The following is a 20,314-nucleotide window of genomic DNA, read 5'->3' on the forward strand; positions in this document are numbered from 1 at the left end:
GGAAATACTATTATTCTATTAAATAGATAGCTATTTTCTTATATAAGGAGGACGTTTATATGACTCTTCGCCATATGAAGATCTTCACAACAGTATTCCGCCACAGCAATATCACAAAAGCAGCAGATGAACTACATCTTGCGCAGCCTTCTGTCAGCGTTGCCATCAAGGAACTGGAAGAATATTACGGAATTCGTCTGTTTGAAAGGTTTGGACGCCGGATTTTTCCGACAGAGACAGGAAAAGAATTTTATGGATATGCATTGCATATTGTGTCTATGTTTGAAGAAATGGAAAAGAAGATACGCAACTGGGATACACTGGGCGTCATCCGTATCGGAGCCAGTATTACTATCGGCACTCATATTCTTCCTCTGCTTCTGAAAGAATATCAGGCTCTGTTCCCCGAGCTTCGTATAGAAGTAATGATCAAAAGCTCTTCCATAATTGAGCAGTATATTTTAGATAATAACATCGATATCGGGCTGATCGAAACGCAGCCTGAATCTCCGGACATCATAGCCCACCCTTTTATGGAGGATTATATGCAGGCCATCGTAGCGCCAGACCATCCTCTTTCAAAATACAGCCAGGTTACTTTAGAGCAGCTGGCTGAATATCCGTTTCTTATGAGAGAACATGGAAGCGCCGGGCGAGAAATTTTAGATGCATGTTTTGCATTACGGCAGATCACTGTACATCCTCTCTGGGAAAGCGCCAGTACACAGGCTATCATCCGCGGCGTCTCCGAAGGACTTGGAGTAGCAGTTCTTCCCTGTCTGCTGGTCAAGAAAAACATAGACGAGCATAACGTAAAGATGATCCCCTTTCCTCAGCCACTGACAAGAAAGCTCAATATCATCTGTCACAAAAGCAAATATCTGACTGAGAATATGAAGACCTTTATTGATCTGTGCAGTCAATCAAGGCCACCGGCTTAGCCGGTGGCTTGCTTTGACCCTATATGGGGCACTCCAGGGTAAACCGATACTCCTACAAAGAAGGCTCGTTTAGTTTCCCTGTATAAACCTGTAAGTATATAGCGCAGTTACAGATAGGGCTGCCAGGAGCGTCCGGCCAGTTGCTCATAGTGTTGGTACAGCACCCCAAAGCGGTAGATGTAGCCCGGCTTCCAGGGCTTCGCCTTTCCGCAGAAATGCAGGATGGCCGTGTTTTCCATGACCCACTTCACATTGTATTTCCCGGAGCTCCTCATGACGTAGTTGTTGTAGTTGCGGGCGTCGTAGTTCCAGACAGCGTCGTCCAGGGGGAAGATGCGCTCCCCGAACATGGCGTTTAACAGATCCTGGTCCGGCAGCACCAGCTCCATGCGGTGCTCCTCCACATAACGGAAAATCTCCTCCGGGATGATTTCCTCACGCCCCAGCTCCAGGTCCATCAGCAGTACACCGGAATTGTAGTAATCGTGCTCCACTCCCAGCCGGAGCCGGTTCACATCGTTGGCCAGCTCTGTCTTTCCCGTGTGGGCGGCGGCTCCGAACAGCCACCCGGACATATTCGTCTCCCAGAGGGGACGCAGGGGATTGATGACCAGTATATCCGGATCCAGATAGATGATCCGGTTCAGCTCCTCCGGCAGCAGGCGGGGCGCCAGCAGACGATAGTACATCTCCGCCGGATAACGGCTGCTCACAGGAGCGCTCCCGAACAGGTTCCCGTCCATCCGGATGGGGTGAAATTCGTATCCCGCGGCCCGGCACCATCTCTCCACTGCCTGCAGCATATGCTCCGGCAGGTCACTGTACAGCAGGTAGATGTCGAAATGCTCCCCCGGAGCATTCAGCCGCAGCGATGTGAGCAGCACGCGGAGCTGAGGAAAATAATTCTCATCAAGAGTGATCAGGATATTCAAAATAAATCCTCCCTTTTTCGCGTCATTCTATATTTTTTATACCAGAACAGGCATCTGCCCGCCATTCTCAATATATGCAATCTGTATAGACAGATTTCCTGAAATGTCAAGACAGCCTTTTCTCATTTTCATGCTGAAGCCGAAGATGTACAAGCGGGACGAGAGCCACGGCTTTTACAGAGCCCGGAGCCGGGACAAATCGGAGTGGGGCGAGGGCGTGGCGGAGGAGGGATGGGATCTGGACCTGTCCTCCCCGTAGAGTATTTCCCCCTTTTTCACAGAGAGTCTGAGCCCTCTGTAGGGCTCCCGCTGATGGCAGCAGATGGTTCCGCTGTTGACCTCCACGGTGATGGTCTTCTGCCATCCCTCCGGGATGTAGATGATGACCTTTCTGCTCTCTGTATAGTGCTGGATTACCAGGTTGCTGTTAAACCCGTCCCGTATCTCGATCTGCGCATTTTTCTCTGAGATGAGATAATCCCGGGACTCTTTCTCCCTCATGACAAAATTTCTCATATTCATCTTTTTTCCCTCCCACTGCAGAAGCTTCACACAGCTTCTCATGAGTCCGCCAAATACGGTTTCTCTCTTTGATGACTTAAATATACAGGAGATTTTTTTAAATAATGTTGGGAAAATGTTTAAGAATTCTTAAATTTTGCATCTTGCCCGGAGCAGACAGGCTTCCTCTATCCCGGTTGTCTTGTTAAGCATATTACATCAAATACTCGGCACATATCGATTGCACTAAGAAACAAATTACTCCTGGGAAAAATCAATGGAAACAGCCTTATATGATGTCGTGTAATCTATGGAAATGGTTCTTCCTTTCCATTCCATGCTCCATTTTTCCCCATCCGCCAGGTCATCCCAGCTCCCAGACGTACCCAAATACTCCTCCATCTGGCTCACACACGTCTCAAATACGTCTTGAGTATTGCTGGCCGGGATATAAAAATAGGTGGAAGTAAAATCCTCATAAAAATTGATGTCTATATATTCCTCCCCAAAAGCCGGAATCTCTACTCCCGAAGTTTCTGTTTCTGTATATGGATATCCGTTCTCATCCAGCCACTGGCAGGTTTCTTCCAGACTGGACACTGGACATTCGGCAATGACCTGGGGCAGGATGTCCACCGAAAATGTATCAATCTCAGGAATTCCCTGTCTGGAAACTGAAAGGCTTCCGTATTCACTGTTATATTGGATAGTATAATTGTTTGTCTCATCCCCAAATGAATAGTAATCCTCGGATTCTTCTGCATAAATTTCCTCATAGTCTCCATGCTTAAAATAGCCAAAAAGAGCATTAAACGTTGCCCGGTCTGCTTCACCTGCCTCCGCACTATTCCATACTATAGTCAGATATCTATTGTGAATTCTCCCATGCCAGTCTCCGGCAGTAAAGGTAATTCCATCATCTGACTCGTTACAATCGTAACCAGCCGCAGCCAGCCAGTCCTCGATTTCTTCCTGGGTTCCGGTCAGCGGAAGTTCCGTAAAAAGGCCTTCATCCAACCCAATTTCCTGCAAAGTCGCCTGTGCCTCCTTCTCCGACGGTACTCCCGTTCTGCTTACGAAACAGACCACTAGAGCCACTATGAACAGAGCCGCAATTCCCAGAGCCCACCAGGGCTTTTTCTTCCGGGAATCTCCGGTTCCGTTCTTTTCTCCCTCCCCGGGCTCCGTACGGGAATGGAACTGAAAGCCCGGCGTTATATCCGGTTCGGACGCCTGCTTCGGCTGTTCCTGTCTTTCCATGAATACAGATACAGTCTTTTCCTCCTGAAAATCCCGGTCCTGGGCCCCAGAAGGTCCCGGAGCGCCGGCAGCCTCTGCCGCCTCCTGCAGAAATACCTTCCGGCTTTCTTCTTCCGCCCGAAATCCGTTTTCCGCTTCCCGCTTCCGGAACCAGTTCTCCAGGTCCCGATGCATCTCCCTGGCATGCTGATATCTTCTGGTCTTATCCGGCTCGCTTGCTTTCAAAATAATCTGTCCCAATTCCTCGTCAGCGTCCGCCGGGGCAGGAAACGACTCCTTCTGAATCCGTCGAAGAAGGGCATTTTCTTTGTCCCGGGGAAACAATGTTTCCTTTTCAGAAGGAAGCGGCTCAAAGGGCATACGATTCCTGTTTAATAACCGGTACATCACCAACCCCAGAGAATAGATATCCACATTGTAGCTGCTGCCGCTCTCTCCAAAACCAAGTTCTGGCGCCATATACATCTCCGTCCCCTTCCGCGACAGAGTACTCTGGGTTTTCTCCATTTGCCTCGCAATTCCAAAGTCTCCCAGCTTAAAATTGCCGTATCCGTCCACAAAGAGATTGGACGGCTTAATGTCCCTGTGGATAATCCGGGATTTTTCGCAGTAATCCAGGGCGCTGCTGATATCGAGCCCCAGTTTTGCCGTCTCCCGAAGTCCCATCAGATGATTTCTCCGGTACAGATCCAGATTTTCCAAAAGTTCCATACGGATATAGACTTCCCAGCCGATGCCATCCTCTCGCTCCCTGACTTCAAATTCTTCAATATTGACCACATTTCCGGCGGATTTTAATGTCTCCAACACCCGGATTTCGTTCATCAGACCTTTGACAATAGACTGATAGTAGGACTGGATGGACTGGCTGGTCATTCCGTCGCTTATCATCTCCCGGACCTCTCCTGCGTCCTGGGGAATCCGGATAACCTTGACAGCGCTGTAAAAAACTTCCCCCAGCTCTTCCCGCCTTACTTTAAACACCCGGCCATAGGCGCCCTGGCCGAGGGGCTCTTCGGTATGCCATTTGGGCCATATTTCATTGATTCTGTCCATGATTACCCTCTTTTTTAATAGATGTATGCTTTCCAGATACCCTGGTTTGAAAGGTCATCAGCGCTTGTGTAAAACCAGTAACGGCCGCTTCCTCCCTCTACATACACATACTGAGATCCTGCTTCCTCCCGAATGCAGGAAAATGTCCCGTTCTCGGCATGAGCCGTCCCCGAATCCGCATCACTGCCGTCCGGGTGACTCCAGCTGATCGCAATATCGCCATTGAACAGATTCCCCGACACATTACCGGAATAAGTCCAGTTCCACTCTTCGCCATTGGAGTCCACTTCCCTGTATTCAGAATACGTGCACTGCCCATTGGCCGCATCCCCGCTCCAGACGCCCTCTGTCACGGTATACTGGGTATCGGAATCTGCATAGATTCCAAACTGCTTTCCATTTCCATTTCGCTGGCTGTCCTGGACATCCCCGGCATATACCCCATACGTGCTGAGAATCATGCCGGATCCTTCCGCAATCTCATCAAGCTTCTGTCCGTTCTGATAGTAGTAAATTCCAGTTCCAAGCTGAGCCCTGTCTCCCTTAAAATAAGCCAATAGTCCGGCATAATCAGAAGACTGCATCATACTGTATATCTGCTGCAGGGCACAGGCATCCTTCAAATCATCTACTTCGCCTTCAGAAAAAGAGTATTCCCCGGCATCCAGAGAGGCTGTCACCTCATCGATACGGTTCTGCCGGATAAGAAGCGTCATCAGCCCGCCCGGGGCCTCCGTCCTTGAGTCATCCATTTCTATGGCCTCCTTGTAGGCCGCTTCTGCCCCCTCAAAGTCTCCGGCCTCCGCCAGTCCATCTGCTTCCTCTATCTTATCCGTATATTCCTGATCCGCTTTTTTCTCTTCCATCTTCGAAATCAACAGGGCAATTTTCCCGTCTGTATCCTGGCAGGCACTGCTTCCATCGGCCAGAACCTTCAGGGCCTCATCATATTCCTCCTGAGCCCCGTATACTTCTGCCAGGCCCAGATATCCCCTTTCATCTTCGGGATATTCTTCCATTCCCTCCTCAAACCGCGTCCTGGCTTCTTCGTAATCCCCTGCCTCCAGACTGCTCTGGGCAGTTTCAAAAAGCCTGTCTCTTGCAGACTGAACCCGAAAATGCCAGATTCCAGCTACCAGCGCCACTACCAGCACAGCCGCCACGGCGATAAAGGCATAGCGGTTCTTCTTCCCGCTCTTTTCCGGCTTCCCGTAATCCGTGCTTTTGTACTGCTGGAAGGAATACAGCGGAGGCTCTTCTCCCTGCTTCTGATCCTCTGTCTTCGGACTCTCCGTCGTCTGATTTCCTGTCCCTTGGTCTTCTGCCATCTGATTTCCTGCCGTCTGGTCTTCTGCCGTCTCTGTCGAATTTGCCTTGGCCGCGTCCGTTTCTGAAAAGTCTGTCTTCCTTTCGCCAAACACGGAAACCGTCTCGTCCAGGCGGTCCCCCCTGCTATCCTCGTACGGGTTCCGGCTCTCCTTAACCGGAGTATCTTCCTCTTTTTTCACAGTTCCACCGGCTTCTCTTCCTGCCCCGGCCATCTTGTCTGCCGGTCCAGAGGCCGTCTTCTGCCCGTTCCGGTTCCAGCTTTCCAGGTCCTGACGCATCTGCCGGGCGCTCTGGTAACGCTTTTCTTTGTCTGCCTGGCAGGCTCTCAGAATGATACTTCCCAGCACCGGGTCCGCATCTGCCGGAGGGGACGGTTCTTCCCCTTTCAGCCGCCGCACCAGGGCTTCTTCCTTGTCCTGCTGAAGGAGAAATTCTTTTTCGGAGGGCAGAGGTTCAAAGGGCATCCGGTTCCGGTTTAAAAGGCGGTACATCACCAGGCCCAGGGAGTAAAGGTCCACATTGTAGCTGCTGCCGCTCTCCCCAAACCGCACTTCGGGCGCCATGTAAAGTTCCGTGCCCTTCCGGGAGAGGGTGCCCTGGGTCTTTTCCATCTGTCTCGCAATCCCGAAGTCGCCCAGTTTAAAATTTCCGTACCGATCCACAAAAATGTTGGAAGGTTTGATATCCCGGTGGATAATGTGACTCTGCTCACAGTATTCCAGCGCCTTACAGATATCGCCTCCCAGTTTCGCCACTTCCCGGGCATCCAGAGGGTGCTCCCTACGGTAGGCGTCCAGATTCTGCAGAAGCTCCATCCGGATATAGACCTCCCATCCGATGGCGTCCTCCCGCTCCCGCACGTCAAAATCTTCAATATTTACTACATTTCCGGCAGATTTCAGGGTCTCCAGCGTCCGGATTTCATTCATCACTCCTTTGGCAATGGACTGATAATAGGACTGAATCGACTGGCTGGTCATTCCGTCGCTTATCATTTCCCGGACTTCTCCCTCTTCCCGGGGTATCTGAATTACCTTTACCGCACTGTAAAAGGTTTCTCCCTGAATCTCCCTCTTCGCCTTATATACTTCACCATAGGCTCCCCGGCCGATCAGCTCCACTATATGCCAGGCCGGCCATATCTGACTGATTCTGTCCATCTTCTCATCCCCGTCCTTTGTCTTTTACTCTCTAACTCCGGATAATCTGCGTCATAATTTGCTTTACGTTAACACACATACCGATTATAAAGATAAAGCCAGCAATACTCACAAATGGCGGCACCACTCCTGCAATAAAAAGCAGCATCATAAAAAGAGCTACTGCACTACCAAATGCTCCCAGCCAGGCTCCGGCGGCTTTCTTCTTTTTCATCAGTAGAAGCCCTAGCAGGATCAGAACAATGATTAAAGGTATTGCCCAGATAGCGCCCACCGGAACGGATGTCGCTGCTCCCACCATCATAAGCAGAATCAAGAAGCCAAACATACCGTCTTCATCAATCTCCGGCGAGCTAGTCTCGGCTTTCTTTTTTTTCGGTTTTGATGCTGTCTTTCTCTTCTTTGGTTTCGCCTCTGCCTTCGCTTCTGTCCTCTTCTCTGCCTCCTGCTTTGTTTCCGTCTGGAGCTTCTCCGGTTCCTTCTGCGTTTCTTTCACCGCTTTTTCCTGCTTTTTCTCCTCCCGGATGTGAATCCGGAAATACATATCTCCTGCAGGGCCTCCGTTTTCCCCGGACTCGCCCTCTCCTTTCAGCCGGATGGACTGCCCTTCCCGGATTTCCGGAGGAATCGTTACCTGCATCTTTCTTCCGCCCACCGACGCCATAATATATTTCTGTCCCGGGTGAATCTCTTTGTCTAACCAGATATCTTTTCCCGGCCTAGGCTGTTTTTCCTTCTCTGGCTCTTTTGGTTCCTCCTGAAAAAAGGCAACCGTTTCTTCCGAAAACTCTTCCTGCCTTGCCGTGGACTCCGCAGCTTCCTCCCGGAACAATTTATCCTCTGCAGCCTGCTCCGTCCGACTTTCTTTTCCAGTCTGAGCGGCGTCTTCCGGACTTCCCTTCCAGAGCAGCAGATCCCCCTTCATCTCTTCCGCGCTCTGATACCGCTTCGCTTTGTCCGGCTGGCAGGCCTTCAGAATGATTCTGCCCAGTGCTTCTCCTGCATCCACGGGAAGGGGTAGTGCTTCTCCCTTCAGCCTTCTGACTAGTGCCTCCTCCTTCTCCTGGTAGGAAAGCATCTCACTTTCCAGAGACTCAAAGGGCATCCGGTTCCGGTTTAATAACCGATACATCACCAACCCCAGGGAGTAAATGTCCACATTATAGCTGCTTTTACTCTCCCCAACTCGCACCTCCGGAGCCATGTAAAGCTCTGTCCCCTTCCGGGAAAGTGTACTCTGGGTTTTCTCCATCTGCCTTGCGATTCCGAAATCTCCCAATTTAAAGTTTCCGTAACGATCCACAAAGATGTTGGAAGGCTTGATATCCCGGTGAATAATATGGCTCTGCTCACAGCAGATCAGGGCCTCGCAGATATCCCGGCCCAGATTTGCCACTTCCTCCCGGCTCATCAGTCTTCCCTTTCGGTAGTCGTTCAGATTCTGCAGAAGTTCCATCCGGATATAGGCAGTCCAACCGATGGCGTCCTCCTTCTGCTGTATTTCAAACTCTTCGATATTTACCACATTTCCCGCAGACTTCAGGGTCTCCATGACCTTAATCTCATTCATCAGCCCCTGAGCCACGGATTCAAAGTAATACTGAATAGAGGCGCTGGTCTGACCCTCATTCAGCATTTCCCGGATTTCCTCTTCGCCCTGGGGAATCTGGATAATCTTAACGGCACTGTAAAATGTCTCCCCCAGTTCCTCCCGTTTTGCCTTATATACTTCTCCAAAAGCACCCCGGCCTATCAATTCCACAGTATGCCAGGCCGGCCATATCTGACTGATTCTGTCCATCTTCTCATCCCCGTCCTTTGTCTTTTACTATCTAACTCCTGATAATCTGCGTCATCTGGCGCTTTATCCGGACACAGAGCCAGATTATAAAGAAAAAGCCGGCAAAAATCACGAAAATCGCGGGAACATATAAAAACGGCACCATCATCATGACTCCCATAATATCCGACAGTATCATAAATAAAGCCACCCCACTTCCCAGCGCTCCAAGCCAGGCTCCGGCGCCTTTTCTTTTTTTCATCAGCAGAAGACCCGGCAGAATTAGAACGGGAATCAGAGGCACTGCCCAGATAGCGCCCGCCGGTATAGAAGCCGGTGTTCCCACTATTGTAAGGATAATCAGCAGTTTCTGAAGCTGCTGTTCATCCATGTCTTTCTGGCGAGATCCGGTCTTTTCCAGATTTTTAAAATACGTCCTGTTCTTCCGTCCGGAACCCGCTCCGCTCTTCTTTTTCTCCGCCTTCGGCTTCTTTGCTTCCTGCTTTGCCTCCGCCTTTGGCTTCTCCTGCTTCTCCGGCTCCTTCTGCGTTTCTTTCGCCGTGTTTTCCTGCTTTTTCTCCTCCCGGATGTGAATCCGGAAATACATATCTCCTGCAGGGCCTCCGTTTTTCCCGGGCTCCCCCTCTCCTTTCAGCCGGATGGACTGCCCTTCCCGGATTTCCGGAGGAATCGTTACCTGCATCTTTCTTCCGCCTACCGGTGCCATGATGTATTTCTGCCCAGGACGAATCTCTTTGTCTAACCAGATATCTTTTCCCGGCCTGGGCTGTTTTTCCTTCTCCGACTCTTTGGGTTCCTCCTGAAAAAAGGCAACCGTTTCTTCCGAAAATTCTTCCTGCCCTGCCTGGGGCTCCGGCGCTTCCTGCCAAAACGGTGCCTCCTCTGCGGCCTGCTCCGTCCGGTTCTCTTTTCCTGTCTGAGCGGAGGTCTCCGTTTTTCCTTTCCAGGCCAGCAGGTCCCGCTTCATCTCTTCCGCGCTCTGATACCGCTTCGCTTTGTCTGCCTGGCAGGCTTTCAGGATGATTCTGCCCAGCTCCTCTCCTGCATCCACAGGGAGAGGCAGGACTTCTCCCTTCAGCCTTCTGACCAGCGCCCCCTCCTTTTCCTGGTAGGAAAGCATCTCACTTTCCAGAGGCTCAAAAGGCATCCGGTTCCTGTTTAATAACCGATACATCACCAGCCCCAGAGAGTAGATATCCACATTGTAGCTGCTGCCGCTCTCTCCGAGTCGCACCTCCGGAGCCATATAGAGCTCCGTTCCCTTCCGGGAAAGAGTACTCTGGGTTTTCTCCATCTGCCTTGCGATCCCGAAATCCCCCAGTTTAAAGTTTCCGTAACGATCCACAAAGATGTTGGAAGGCTTGATATCCCGGTGAATGATACGGCTCTGTTCACAGCAGATCAGGGCTTCGCAGATATCCTGGCCCAGATTTGCCACTTCCTCCCTGCTCATCAGTCTTCCCTTCCGGTAGTCATTCAGGTTCTGAAGAAGCTCCATCCGAATATAGGCCGTCCACCCAATGGTGTCCTCCTTCTGCTGTATTTCAAACTCCTCGATATTTACCACGTTTCCCGCGGATTTCAGGGTCTCCATGACCTTAATCTCATTCAGCAGCCCACGGGCCACAGATTCGAAGTAATACTGAATGGAAGCGCTGGTCTGGCCATCGCTTAGCATCTCCCGGATTTCCCCCTCGTCCTGGGGAATCTGAATAATCTTTACGGCACTGTAAAAGGTCTCTCCCAGCTCCTCCCGCTTTGCTTTGTATACTTCTCCAAAAGCGCCCCGGCCAATCAACTCCACGGTGTGCCAGGACGGCCATATCTGATTGATTTTGTCCATACTCTACTCTCTTTTCTACTCTGTAATGTCACACAGAACAATCGTAATATTATCCCTGCCTCCCTGGTCAAGAGCCTTCTCCAGCAGGCGTTCCACACACTGGGCTGTTTTCCGCTCCTCACGGAGAATGCTTTCTATATCCTCCTCCTCTATCATATCCGTCAGTCCGTCACTACACAGAAGAACTCGGTCTCCCGACATACAGCTTCCCTGCTTTACAAAGGGTTCCATCCGGACTTCCTCTTCCCCCATTCCCAAAAACTGAGTCAGGGTAGGCTTTCTTCCCAAAAAGCCCTGAAGCTCCGGGGGCAACCGGCTGACATGGGCTTCCGAAAGAAGCGTCAGCTCCCCCCTGCTGAAAAGATAGAAAGGGCTGTCTCCTACGTTTCCCATAATATACTGATTTCCTTTTGCAAAAAACAGCACTGCCGTGGTTCCTATCTGGATATATTTTTCTCTTTCAGCAGCTTCTGTGACAGAACGGTTCAGATCCATACAGAGTTCTTTTACACTTTCCTCGGAAAAAGTTTTCTGTCCGGACAGCTCTCTCATTTTTTCCGCCGCAGTAAAGGAGGCCAGCTCTCCGGCCGCCTCCCCTCCCATGCCGTCAAACACCGCCACCGTCACCTGGCCTTCCGGCTTCACCTGAAACTCCAGAATTCCTTCTGTTCCCTCGTGCATCAGGGGAAGCACAGTACCCATAACGCAGAAATTGTCCTCGTTATTTCCCCGCACTTTCCCTTTATGGCTGACTGCCGCAATACGGAATCCCACCGGGCCTGCCTCTTTTTCCGCGCCCAGCAGGTCTTTTAAATACTTGATTACATTCATGGGTTTTCCTGTTATTCCTCTCTGAGAAGTCCTGCCTTTTTGGCCTCCTGCTCCAGAAGAGCCAGCCTTTCCAGATATCCCTCTTCCTCCTCGTTACAATAGCCTTTTTCCAGCACTTCTTCAATTTCGTTTTCATTAAAGCAGTAAAGATTTCTCTTTCCGTACATTCCGGCAGGATAGCCGGTCCCCACATAATCCGTCACGCCCTTCTGGCTGACAGGCATATAGCCGATGATAATCACGGTACGGATTTCTCCTGTAATCCTGACTGCCGTTCCCAGTGGAAGATAGTGTTTCACTGCTTCTCTCCTCCGTCCTCTTCTGCTTTTTCCCGGATTTCCTGGAGAATCTGCTCCAGAAGAAGGGCCTGCCCGGGCTCCATGGCCTCCAAACTGTCCGCGTACTCTGTGACATAGTTCCAGAACTCTTTTCCTTCCCCGTCACAGTATCCCCTGGAGATGACTTCAGAGATATCGCCCCGCCGGATAAAGTAAAGCGACTCCTCGCCCAGATAGCCATAGGGCCAGGGCACGCAGAAATATCCTGCGGTCATTGTTCCATTTATCTCTGCCTTCTGAAAACCGGTCAGAAGAACCGTCTGTCCTCCTGCTTTTACCACACTTCCTATTGGAAGCATTTCTTTTTCTAATGTGCTCATTTATTTCCCCCAGTCAAATAGTCCGCCGGCAAAGCTCCCTACCTCGTCCAGAACCATTCCCCCCGTTTCCAGGGTATCGGAAATATGAAGTGTAGAATCCACTACACTCGTGACAACCTCCACGGAACCTCTGATTACAATGTCTACAAATCCATAACCGATTGTACCGGCGACACCCAGGTAGTCCCCGTCTCTTAACTGCTCCAGGGCCTTTGCCTCCATTGCTTCTTTTCTGCTCATGGTCTCATCGTCAAAGACATAATCCAGGGTCTCCTTCACCGCTTTCTGATAGGCTGTGTCCCCTGGAATGACCACATCCTTTGCCTTCAGGGCAATGTCTTTAAATTCGTCCCCATTGATGATCATTCCGCTCAATTCCACGGAATCCATCAGTTCATCCCCGAACAGTTTCCTGGCCGCTTTATCCAACGCTTTCTGTTCTTTTTCATCCAGGCCGTCATAGAACGTTTTCCATTGCTGCAGAAGTTCTTTGGCGTTTTCCTTATTGCTCTTTACCCCTTCTACTGCCTCTTTCAGCAGATCCATTCCTTCCTCCGCGCCTGTGCCGGCTGTGGAGGATGTAGTATTTTCTTCTTTTCGGAAAGAAATGGAAGCGCCTCCTGCAGTTTGGGACGCAAGAGCCTGTCCTGCCTTTTTATCGGTATTCTGATAGGTGGTGCAAATTTCTGTCAGAACCGTTTCCAGATTCTTCACATACTGCCGATGGTCTTCCGTCTCCTGAGCCGCCTTTTTAACGCTGCCGCAGTATTTGGCTGTAGTAGAATTTCCGGACAGCGCCTGGCTTACGGAGCTTAACCGCTCCGACAGAGAGGCCAGCCTGGAAACCACCTGATCCTCTTCGGCAATGGCGCTCTGCATCCGGTCAAACTGTACTGAAAAATTCGCCATATTTTTCCCTCCGACTTATGCTATACCATAAAGTTACTGTCCAGACTTTCTGCTTTGGCCTGAGCCTCGCTGATAGTCTTCTCCACTTCTCCCGTGTAGCTTTCCAGATCCTGAATGTTCTGCTGTAGCTTGTCCCTGGCAGCTGTTACATTGGTCACAAGCTTCTGCATCTTACTCTGGTAGGTATTGGATGCCTGCTCATCTTTCCAGGCAGAACGGATTTCGCCAATATTACTTTCCAGCGAAGAAATATCATTGCTGATCTGGGATTTGCAGGATTCAAATTCACTGATGGCTTCTCTTAATTTCTGGGGATTTACAATAATCACGTCACTCATTTCGATATTCTCCTTTCACTGTTTCGTACTTCTTTTAGCTGTTTTCCGGCTTTGCATAGGTCGTCATTTCTTCCTGCAGGGTAACCAGATGGTCCCGTCCATTGTTGTAAAGGCTGGTAAGCGCCGCCCGGTAAGTATCGAAGTTCTTTACATACTCCGAGCGCTTCGGTCCTTTCCACACGCTTTCATTCATCATAGCCGACTCAATCTCTCCCATCCGGTCAATCTGTTTGCTCAGGTCGCTTAAGATCTCTGACAAATGGTCTGCTGCCGCCTTCATGGCTGTAAAATTCACTTCATATCCTGACATCTTTTTTCCTCCTTCTGTTTAAAAACTCCGGCTGCTGCCGCCGTGTTCCGTCAGTCTGCTTAGTTCCAGGCTCTTGATTTTTTCTGCCTCTTCCCTGATGGCCTCCGCAATCTTCCCAATGCCGGTGGCCGTCTGTTTCATCTGTTCCTGCCGTTCATCGACCTTCTGAATATAAAGAGAAGCATTCTCTCCTTTCCAGCCCGAGACCAGGTCTGCTGTCATGGCGCCAAGGCTGTTGGAGGCAAGGCCCCTCATCTCCGAGGCAATGTTTTCCAGTTCTTTGGCCTGCCCGGTAGCCCTATTGTACTCAAGCTCTATCTCCCATCTGGTTTTCAAACTGTCACCTCCTCTACTGCATGGTAAATTCCGAAAGTGCTTCGGCCAGCGCCTGTGCAGCTCCTATAGTGCTTCTGGCGATTCCCGCCCGTTTCATCAGCTCCTGGGGGTATTCTTCAAACATATGAAGGGTGTCCTCCACCTGCCGGAAGCGCTCCTCGAAGGCCTTCCGATACGCTTCCCTCCCTTCGCCTTCCCAGTAGCTGGAAGTGTTTTTTATCAGTTCATTCATGGTTTCCAGCTGGGCGCGGTACCGGGCTATCCGTTCCGTGGCCAGCTCCGCCCTGCTTTCCAGGTGCTCTGCGTCAATTTTTACAGTTCCCGGAAATACCAGTTCTGCCATACGGTTTCCTCCCTTCCTCAAAGCTTCTGAATCAGATTTCTTACCTGCTCTTCGCAGCCTGTATAGTCCCTCTGTGACTGCCGAAGTGACTCCAGATAAACGGTCAGGCTCTGTCCAGCCTGCACCATCTGCTCAAAGCTCTGGTTAAAGTTACTGACAAACGTATCGTGGCTCGGCCCTTCCCAGGACTGATGCAGCTCCTCCACGCTTTCCTTCATCTCCTGCAGACACTTCTCCAGCTCCCGGATCCCGCTCTCAAACTGGGAGCAGTCCCGCTCCAGCCGGGCTGTGTCTATTTTTACTGTCTGTGCCATAGCCTTCCTCCTTCTATATCAGCATCAGCTGACTGCCCTGCTTTGTACGACATTCATACAACGTCTTTCCCAGAGGGAGTATCCGGTGTCTGCCGCAGTCGCACAGCAGCAGGGGACTTTCCTCTGTTTTCCAGGTTTTCTGCTCATACTGGGCGATAACGGCAGCTATCTCTTCGATGATCACCTTTACCTTCGCGTTTTCATTTAAGCTGAATTCATATGTTTTTTCCAGGGCCGGAACCTGAATTTCCACATGTAACATGCTTTCACCTACTTTCCTGCCAGGGGAATCTTCACTCGTCCGGTAAGGGCAGGATTCTCTCCAGCCGCCAGCCAGCCGGTTCCCCGTCTCTCGGCGCGGCTCTTCTGAGCCAGTCCGCCCATATAGTCAAAGTCCAGAATATCCTGGTCGGAAGCGCCGCCGCCAAAGAGGATACCTTCCCCGTCCTTTACAAAGGCCCGGAAAAATTCTCTATTGCGGCTTCCGTATCCGCCTTCTCCCTGGTATTCCGCAAACATGTAAATTCGGTGCATTCTGCCTTTGTTGGCCAGCATCTCAAAGAATCCGGCCATATTCGGCTTCCCTTCTCCCGGTTCATACAGAATATTCAGGAAGGCCTCCATATCCTGGATGAAAATGAAAATGGCCTCTTCCGCTTTCATCTCTTCGTAGATTTCCGCTTCATCCATTCCATCTGCCGCAAGGGCCGCCTTTTTCTGGTTTCTCTTCTGGATTTCCGGCATCAGTCCGTGGAAGTATTCCAGAATCTCTTCCGGCGTCTTCAGATACACCGCCTGGCTTTCCTTCGCGGTTCTTTCCAGAACGCCGCTTTCGTCAATAACCGAAAGTCTGCCGCCTTTTTCTCCGGCCATCCGGATAACGGTCTGAAGGAAATTGGTTTTCCCGGTTCTCCGTTTTCCCATGACCAGATAGCAGTAGAACCGGCTCATATCCAGCGCCGCCACTTCTCCGCTTGCCATATGATAGCCGATGGGGAGCATCCGGTCGTCGGACAGCAGCTTTTTTACCTGGGGAAGCTGTGAGAATTCGCTGTAAACCGGCTCTTCGGGAACCTCCGGCACTGCCGGCGCCCTCTCGCCGTCCCAGGCCCCGCTCATGTCCCGGCACTTCTTCTGAATGAGTTCCAGTCTCCGGTAATCATCCTCCGCCTTTACGGCCACTGCGGTCTGGAATTCCAGCATTCTGCCGAACACAGTCAGCAGGCCTCTCCCTTTGTACCGGGTATCGGGCAGGATGTTCACCCTTCCGGACTTTAATACATCCGCATACTGGTATTTATCGTTCATGGCCAGGCAGACGGCGCCCCGGATGTTATCTGTAATGGCTGCGGGCAGCTCGCTGCTTCCGTAAGCGTTTGCGGAGATAACCAAGTACATGCCGCAGGCGGTGCCTTCTTTTACCAGCTCCAGAATGGCGGCCTGATATTTATTGTCCGTTTTCTCCCGGAAGGAACCATACTGATCCAGTACAATCACGATGGCCGGAAGCACCGGTCCGTTTGCCCGGATATACTGGGTAAAGGTTCCGCCCCGCAGAATAGCTTTTCTCTCGTTCAGAATCCGTTTCATCATATAGAAGAAGCGTGCCAGTTTCTCCGGCTGATTTTCGTAAATGATGTCCCCGGTATGGGCATCTCCCTCAAAAGCACCCAGCATATGACTGCTGAAGTCCACTCCATATACATGAAGCATCTGCGGGCTGTAGCGGGTAATCAGAGAGTACACCAGGGTCTGCAAAAAGGTACTCTTTCCGGAGCCCACGGTCCCACATACAGCGTAGTGGCCATTTTCTGCCAGATTCAGCACTACCGGAGCCTGCCTCTGGTTCTCCGGATCGTCATACATTCCCACCACGGCTTCCAGGCTCCAGTCCTCTCCGGTAAAGCCCCTCCATTCCCCGGTAAATTCTTCCTGCTGGTACCTGGGGATGGTCTGAAGGGGAATTGTCTGGGGAAGCACCGGAAGCCACAGTTTGTGCTGAGCCTTCCTCTCCTGGCTTACCGGGATATCCGCAATATAGTCCACAACCGCATCCAGCTGGGTCTTTTCCCTGCTCTCCGGATATTTGAGGCCGGTTATCTCCGCCCGATCCAGAAGCTTTTCCGCCAGCTCTTCCCCGTCTGTCTCCCCTTTTCTGGCCCCGCATTCGTAGCAGGCCTCCAGAAAATTCCATATTTTCCCGGTATTGGCCTCGCTCTGGGGATAATCTGTTCCCTGGCTCCAGAGAACCTGGTAAAAGGCCTGGCAGATTGCCTCTCCCTTTCCCGTACTGCCCAGGCAGGTTTCCAGGGAGGTGCCCTGCTCTATTAAAATCCTTTCCAGAAGCTTCCAGAGTCTCTCCAGCCACTCTTTCTTCCTCTGTTTCTTCTGCTTCATCCTCTGGTGATTGCCCACCAGAATGGTTTCTCCGGTCAGCCGGTACATCCGCGCAAGCTCGGTGCTGTCGTTATCCATGTCTTTATCATACACCGCCCCGCTCCAGGCTGACTGGAACAGCTCATAAGTGCCGCCTTCTCCCACCTTCAGGTAGCCCCGCCCAGTCTGCCGGATATAGACGGCATCGTCTTTTCTCAGCATATCCATACTGTCCTGGCGGCTCTCCACCTTCAGGCAGAGGCGAAACTTCATGTTGGAACTGATATTGTCGTCCACGACGCCCCCCGGCTTCTGGGTGGAAAGGATCAGGTGCACCCCAAGGCTTCTGCCGATAGTGGCAATATGGATGACCTCCTTCATAAATTCCGGCCGTTCCTTTTTCAGTTCCGCGAATTCATCAATCACCAGCACAAGATGGGGCATGGGCTGACGGATTTCCCGGTTCTTATACCGGCGGATATAGGTGTCTATCTTAGTGACTCCGTTTTCCCGGAACACGGCCTGGCGCCGGTTCAGTTCACTTTTCAGGGAAATCAGGGCCCGGTCTATCTCACTGCCGGACAGGTTGGAAATCTGTCCCTGCATATGGGGAAGCCGGGTAAACAGATCTGCCATACCGCCGCCCTTGTAATCAATAATAAAAAAGCTTAAATCTTCCGGGCTGAAATTCACGGCCAGGGCCAGCAGCAGCGTCTGCAAGGTCTCGCTTTTTCCGGATCCTGTGGTTCCGGCTACCAGTCCATGGGGGCCGTCGCCCTCCGCCCCGGCCTCAGAGCCGTCGTGGATATCCAGATAGCAGAGACTTCCTCCTTCTCTTACACCGAAGGGTACCTTCATGCTCTCATAGACACGGCTGTTCTTCCACCGCTCTTCCACCTGCAGTTCCTCCGGCGTATGTACCCCGTACATCTCAAAGAACGTGACAGTATCCGGAATTTTGGCATTCTGACCCATGGGCCGTACCTGGACAGCCGCCAGGGTATGGGCATACTGCCCCAGCTGATGAGGGCTCACCGCGTCCAGGTGAAGGGGCCGCACCTTCCGCATTCCCTCTTCTGCGGAGACAATGGCCGTTTCTGTTCCCTCATTCTGTATATAAATCTCACAGGCGTTGGGGAGCTCCTCCCTGCGCTCCGTGCAGACAATCGTCGTAACTCCCAGATATTCTCCATTATCCAGAAGGGCTTCCTCCGGCGGGGTATTTTCCAGCAGCTTTCTGTCCAGGGCAAAAATCAGATACCGGGGAAGGGGCGCTTTCTCATTTCCTCCATGGGACTGCCGACTCTGTTTGGCGCGGATCATCTGGCTGATTCCCAGAAGAAGTCCTGCCGCGCTTTCCGGGCCGTCCGCCGCATACCGGATATTTTTTTCCTCGTCCCACAAATGAGGAAACCATTTCACCGTTTCCAGAAGTTCCCTCTGCTCCGGGCTGTTTCTGTCACAGAGGAACACCATCTTTACATCCGTATAGCTACAGGAAGAGGTTATCTGTGCCAGCAGGGCACGCAGCACGCTGTAAATCCCGGCCTTCTTTTCTCCTCCCGTAATTCCCAGGATCCGGCAGCCTTCTAGATCCACTCCCACGGGTGCTCCTTTCAGCACCTGGTAGGTATCCCGGATCCGGGCCGGTTCTTCCGCCAGGGTATCGCGAATCAGGGTAAACCGTTCTCTGGGAATCCGGATATCCATCTGCTGATCCCGTTCTCCGGTTCCCAGACGGAAAAACAGGAAATCCGACTGTGTATCGTTTCGGTTCCAGAGCCGCCCGGAATCTGTCCCGAAAGTGGTGCATCTGCCACCATCCGGATACTGCCGTATCATTTCCTGCAGGTTCCGGCTGGTCTTCTCCTTAATTTCCTCTTCTTTTTTCTGCAGATATTCACTGTATGCCTGGAATCTCTGCTCCTCTTCCTCCACCGCCTTTTTCTTCTGGGCATTCATGTTCATCCAGGCCCAAAAGGCCCCGATGACGGCAGAGCCAAGCATGGTAATCAGACCGATTATAAGACCTCCCATTCCCGTGATAATCACTCCGATCAGCATGGGGATAGCCATGGTAATGGACGGGCCGATGGTCATGAGAAGGGAGCGTTCCCCCTGGTTTTTCGGTGCCGGAGGCGCTTCAATTTCCACCGGCTCGATCTCATATTCCGGCAGGACCCTGGTAGGCCTGTTAAAGTATCCGTCGTTCCTCTCCTCTTCTTCGCTATAAAACTGAAGACTGGAGAGCCATTTAATCCGCTCGTTGTCCGCCAGCTTCAGTTCTTTTCCGTAAACTGCCTCCTGGCAGGAGCTGACCGCTAGAATATCTCCCAGAAAAATCATCCGCAGCCCATATATCTCTATCTCATCTCCCGGCTCCAGGGCAATCCAGGAGCCTCTTAACTGATGATGGTTATAGAAGCTGCCGTTTGCGCTTCCCAGATCCTCGTAAATCCAGCGATCTGTCTTTTTCAGGCGGCCATGGTGTCTGGACACCAGTCCCGCCCGCTGGAACTGTATGGTATTATCCGGGCCGCTTCCTACTGTCACCGTCTGATTTTTATCCAGGGAAAATTTCCGGTACACGGGAATCGTGTTCCCTTTCCGCTGGGCTATCATCAGCAAACGGCTCCCCCTTTTGGAAGTCAGCATCAGGATCTCATTTTCATGTACTTTGTGCAGGAAAAACACTTCGTTCTTCCAATGAACGGAATACTCCCTGGATTCCGGGAAGCACCATTCCCCGTCCAGTGCTTCCAGATGAAGGGTAATATCCTCCGGTATCTGAAACAGGTCGCCGGAAATCCGGATATTGCACTGCTCCTGTGAAACAGGAGGCAAATCAAACACCTGGAAATATTTCATTCCGTAAACTGCCAGTCTTATCTCGCCGCTTTGCATATTCTCCTCCTTATGACGATAACTCACCGTCTGACCCGGACCTGCCACATACCACAAAAGAGCGCAGAATGACTCTTTCTGTCATCTGCGCTCTTTCTCATCCATTCCTTTTATACTGTTAGCCATGTCCGTTTCCCCCCGGTGTCATATTATTTCTTAGCTCGTAACAATC

At 51.4% G+C, this 20,314-nt stretch carries 18 protein-coding genes; 1 reads left to right on the forward strand and 17 read right to left on the reverse strand.

Features of this window, described 5'->3' with window-relative positions; genetic code table 11:
• The first annotated feature begins 59 nt into the window (after positions 1 to 59).
• Complete coding sequence (locus H7U36_RS11845) at positions 60 to 941, forward strand: LysR family transcriptional regulator (RefSeq protein WP_033124207.1); 882 nt, start codon at positions 60 to 62, stop codon at positions 939 to 941.
• A gap of 107 nt (positions 942 to 1,048) precedes the next feature.
• Here the strand turns inward: H7U36_RS11845 and H7U36_RS11850 are convergent, their stop codons facing one another.
• The 17 genes from H7U36_RS11850 to H7U36_RS11930 all read right to left on the reverse strand — a co-directional run bounded on the left by H7U36_RS11850 (position 1,049) and on the right by H7U36_RS11930 (position 20,142).
• On the reverse strand, positions 1,049 to 1,873 hold the full coding sequence (locus tag H7U36_RS11850; RefSeq protein ID WP_207750601.1) for a glycosyltransferase family 8 protein: 825 nt from the start codon (positions 1,871 to 1,873) through the stop codon (positions 1,049 to 1,051).
• A gap of 174 nt (positions 1,874 to 2,047) precedes the next feature.
• Entirely contained in the window at positions 2,048 to 2,395 is a 348-nt protein-coding gene (locus H7U36_RS11855) for a hypothetical protein (RefSeq protein WP_033124209.1), read from the reverse strand.
• Positions 2,396 to 2,632: 237 nt separating this feature from the next.
• Positions 2,633 to 4,690: a serine/threonine protein kinase gene (locus H7U36_RS11860; protein WP_205156221.1), complete on the reverse strand. Its 2,058-nt coding sequence runs from the start codon at positions 4,688 to 4,690 to the stop codon at positions 2,633 to 2,635.
• Between the two features lie 14 nt (positions 4,691 to 4,704).
• Positions 4,705 to 7,179, reverse strand: a complete 2,475-nt coding sequence (locus H7U36_RS11865; protein ID WP_205156222.1) for a protein kinase domain-containing protein — start codon at positions 7,177 to 7,179, stop codon at positions 4,705 to 4,707.
• Positions 7,180 to 7,210: 31 nt separating this feature from the next.
• Entirely contained in the window at positions 7,211 to 8,980 is a 1,770-nt protein-coding gene (locus tag H7U36_RS11870) for a serine/threonine protein kinase (protein ID WP_205156223.1), read from the reverse strand.
• Between the two features lie 31 nt (positions 8,981 to 9,011).
• A complete protein-coding gene (locus H7U36_RS11875) occupies positions 9,012 to 10,823 on the reverse strand; it encodes a serine/threonine-protein kinase (protein ID WP_205156224.1) in 1,812 nt (603 codons plus the stop codon).
• 15 nt (positions 10,824 to 10,838) lie between these two features.
• Complete coding sequence (locus H7U36_RS11880) at positions 10,839 to 11,654, reverse strand: PP2C family protein-serine/threonine phosphatase (RefSeq protein ID WP_205156225.1); 816 nt, start codon at positions 11,652 to 11,654, stop codon at positions 10,839 to 10,841.
• 11 nt (positions 11,655 to 11,665) lie between these two features.
• Positions 11,666 to 11,953 carry a DUF4176 domain-containing protein gene (locus H7U36_RS11885; protein ID WP_033124211.1) on the reverse strand — a complete coding sequence of 96 codons (288 nt, stop codon included), beginning with the start codon at positions 11,951 to 11,953 and terminating at the stop codon, positions 11,666 to 11,668.
• Entirely contained in the window at positions 11,950 to 12,312 is a 363-nt protein-coding gene (locus H7U36_RS11890) for a DUF4176 domain-containing protein (protein ID WP_033124212.1), read from the reverse strand. Before H7U36_RS11890 ends, H7U36_RS11885 begins: the two co-directional genes overlap by 4 nt.
• Positions 12,313 to 13,221, reverse strand: a complete 909-nt coding sequence (locus H7U36_RS11895; protein WP_033124213.1) for a hypothetical protein — start codon at positions 13,219 to 13,221, stop codon at positions 12,313 to 12,315.
• A gap of 20 nt (positions 13,222 to 13,241) precedes the next feature.
• Complete coding sequence (locus H7U36_RS11900; protein WP_033124214.1) at positions 13,242 to 13,559, reverse strand: WXG100 family type VII secretion target; 318 nt, start codon at positions 13,557 to 13,559, stop codon at positions 13,242 to 13,244.
• Positions 13,560 to 13,593: 34 nt separating this feature from the next.
• A complete protein-coding gene (locus H7U36_RS11905) occupies positions 13,594 to 13,869 on the reverse strand; it encodes a WXG100 family type VII secretion target (protein ID WP_033124215.1) in 276 nt (91 codons plus the stop codon).
• 18 nt (positions 13,870 to 13,887) lie between these two features.
• Positions 13,888 to 14,205, reverse strand: a complete 318-nt coding sequence (locus H7U36_RS11910) for a hypothetical protein (RefSeq protein WP_033124216.1) — start codon at positions 14,203 to 14,205, stop codon at positions 13,888 to 13,890.
• 13 nt (positions 14,206 to 14,218) lie between these two features.
• On the reverse strand, positions 14,219 to 14,548 hold the full coding sequence (locus H7U36_RS11915; RefSeq protein WP_033124217.1) for a WXG100 family type VII secretion target: 330 nt from the start codon (positions 14,546 to 14,548) through the stop codon (positions 14,219 to 14,221).
• 17 nt (positions 14,549 to 14,565) lie between these two features.
• Positions 14,566 to 14,862 carry a WXG100 family type VII secretion target gene (locus H7U36_RS11920; RefSeq protein WP_191493473.1) on the reverse strand — a complete coding sequence of 99 codons (297 nt, stop codon included), beginning with the start codon at positions 14,860 to 14,862 and terminating at the stop codon, positions 14,566 to 14,568.
• 13 nt (positions 14,863 to 14,875) lie between these two features.
• Positions 14,876 to 15,124, reverse strand: coding sequence for a hypothetical protein (locus tag H7U36_RS11925; protein ID WP_033124219.1), 249 nt, complete (start codon positions 15,122 to 15,124; stop codon positions 14,876 to 14,878).
• An 8-nt stretch (positions 15,125 to 15,132) separates the two neighbouring features.
• The gene (locus H7U36_RS11930) at positions 15,133 to 20,142 is read right to left on the reverse strand and encodes a type VII secretion EssC family protein (RefSeq protein ID WP_205156226.1); all 5,010 of its coding nucleotides are present in this window, start codon (positions 20,140 to 20,142) and stop codon (positions 15,133 to 15,135) included.
• Positions 20,143 to 20,314 lie beyond the last annotated feature (172 nt).

The sequence above is a fragment of the Faecalicatena fissicatena genome (assembly GCF_016900595.1).
GTDB lineage: Bacteria > Bacillota > Clostridia > Lachnospirales > Lachnospiraceae > Claveliimonas > Claveliimonas intestinigallinarum.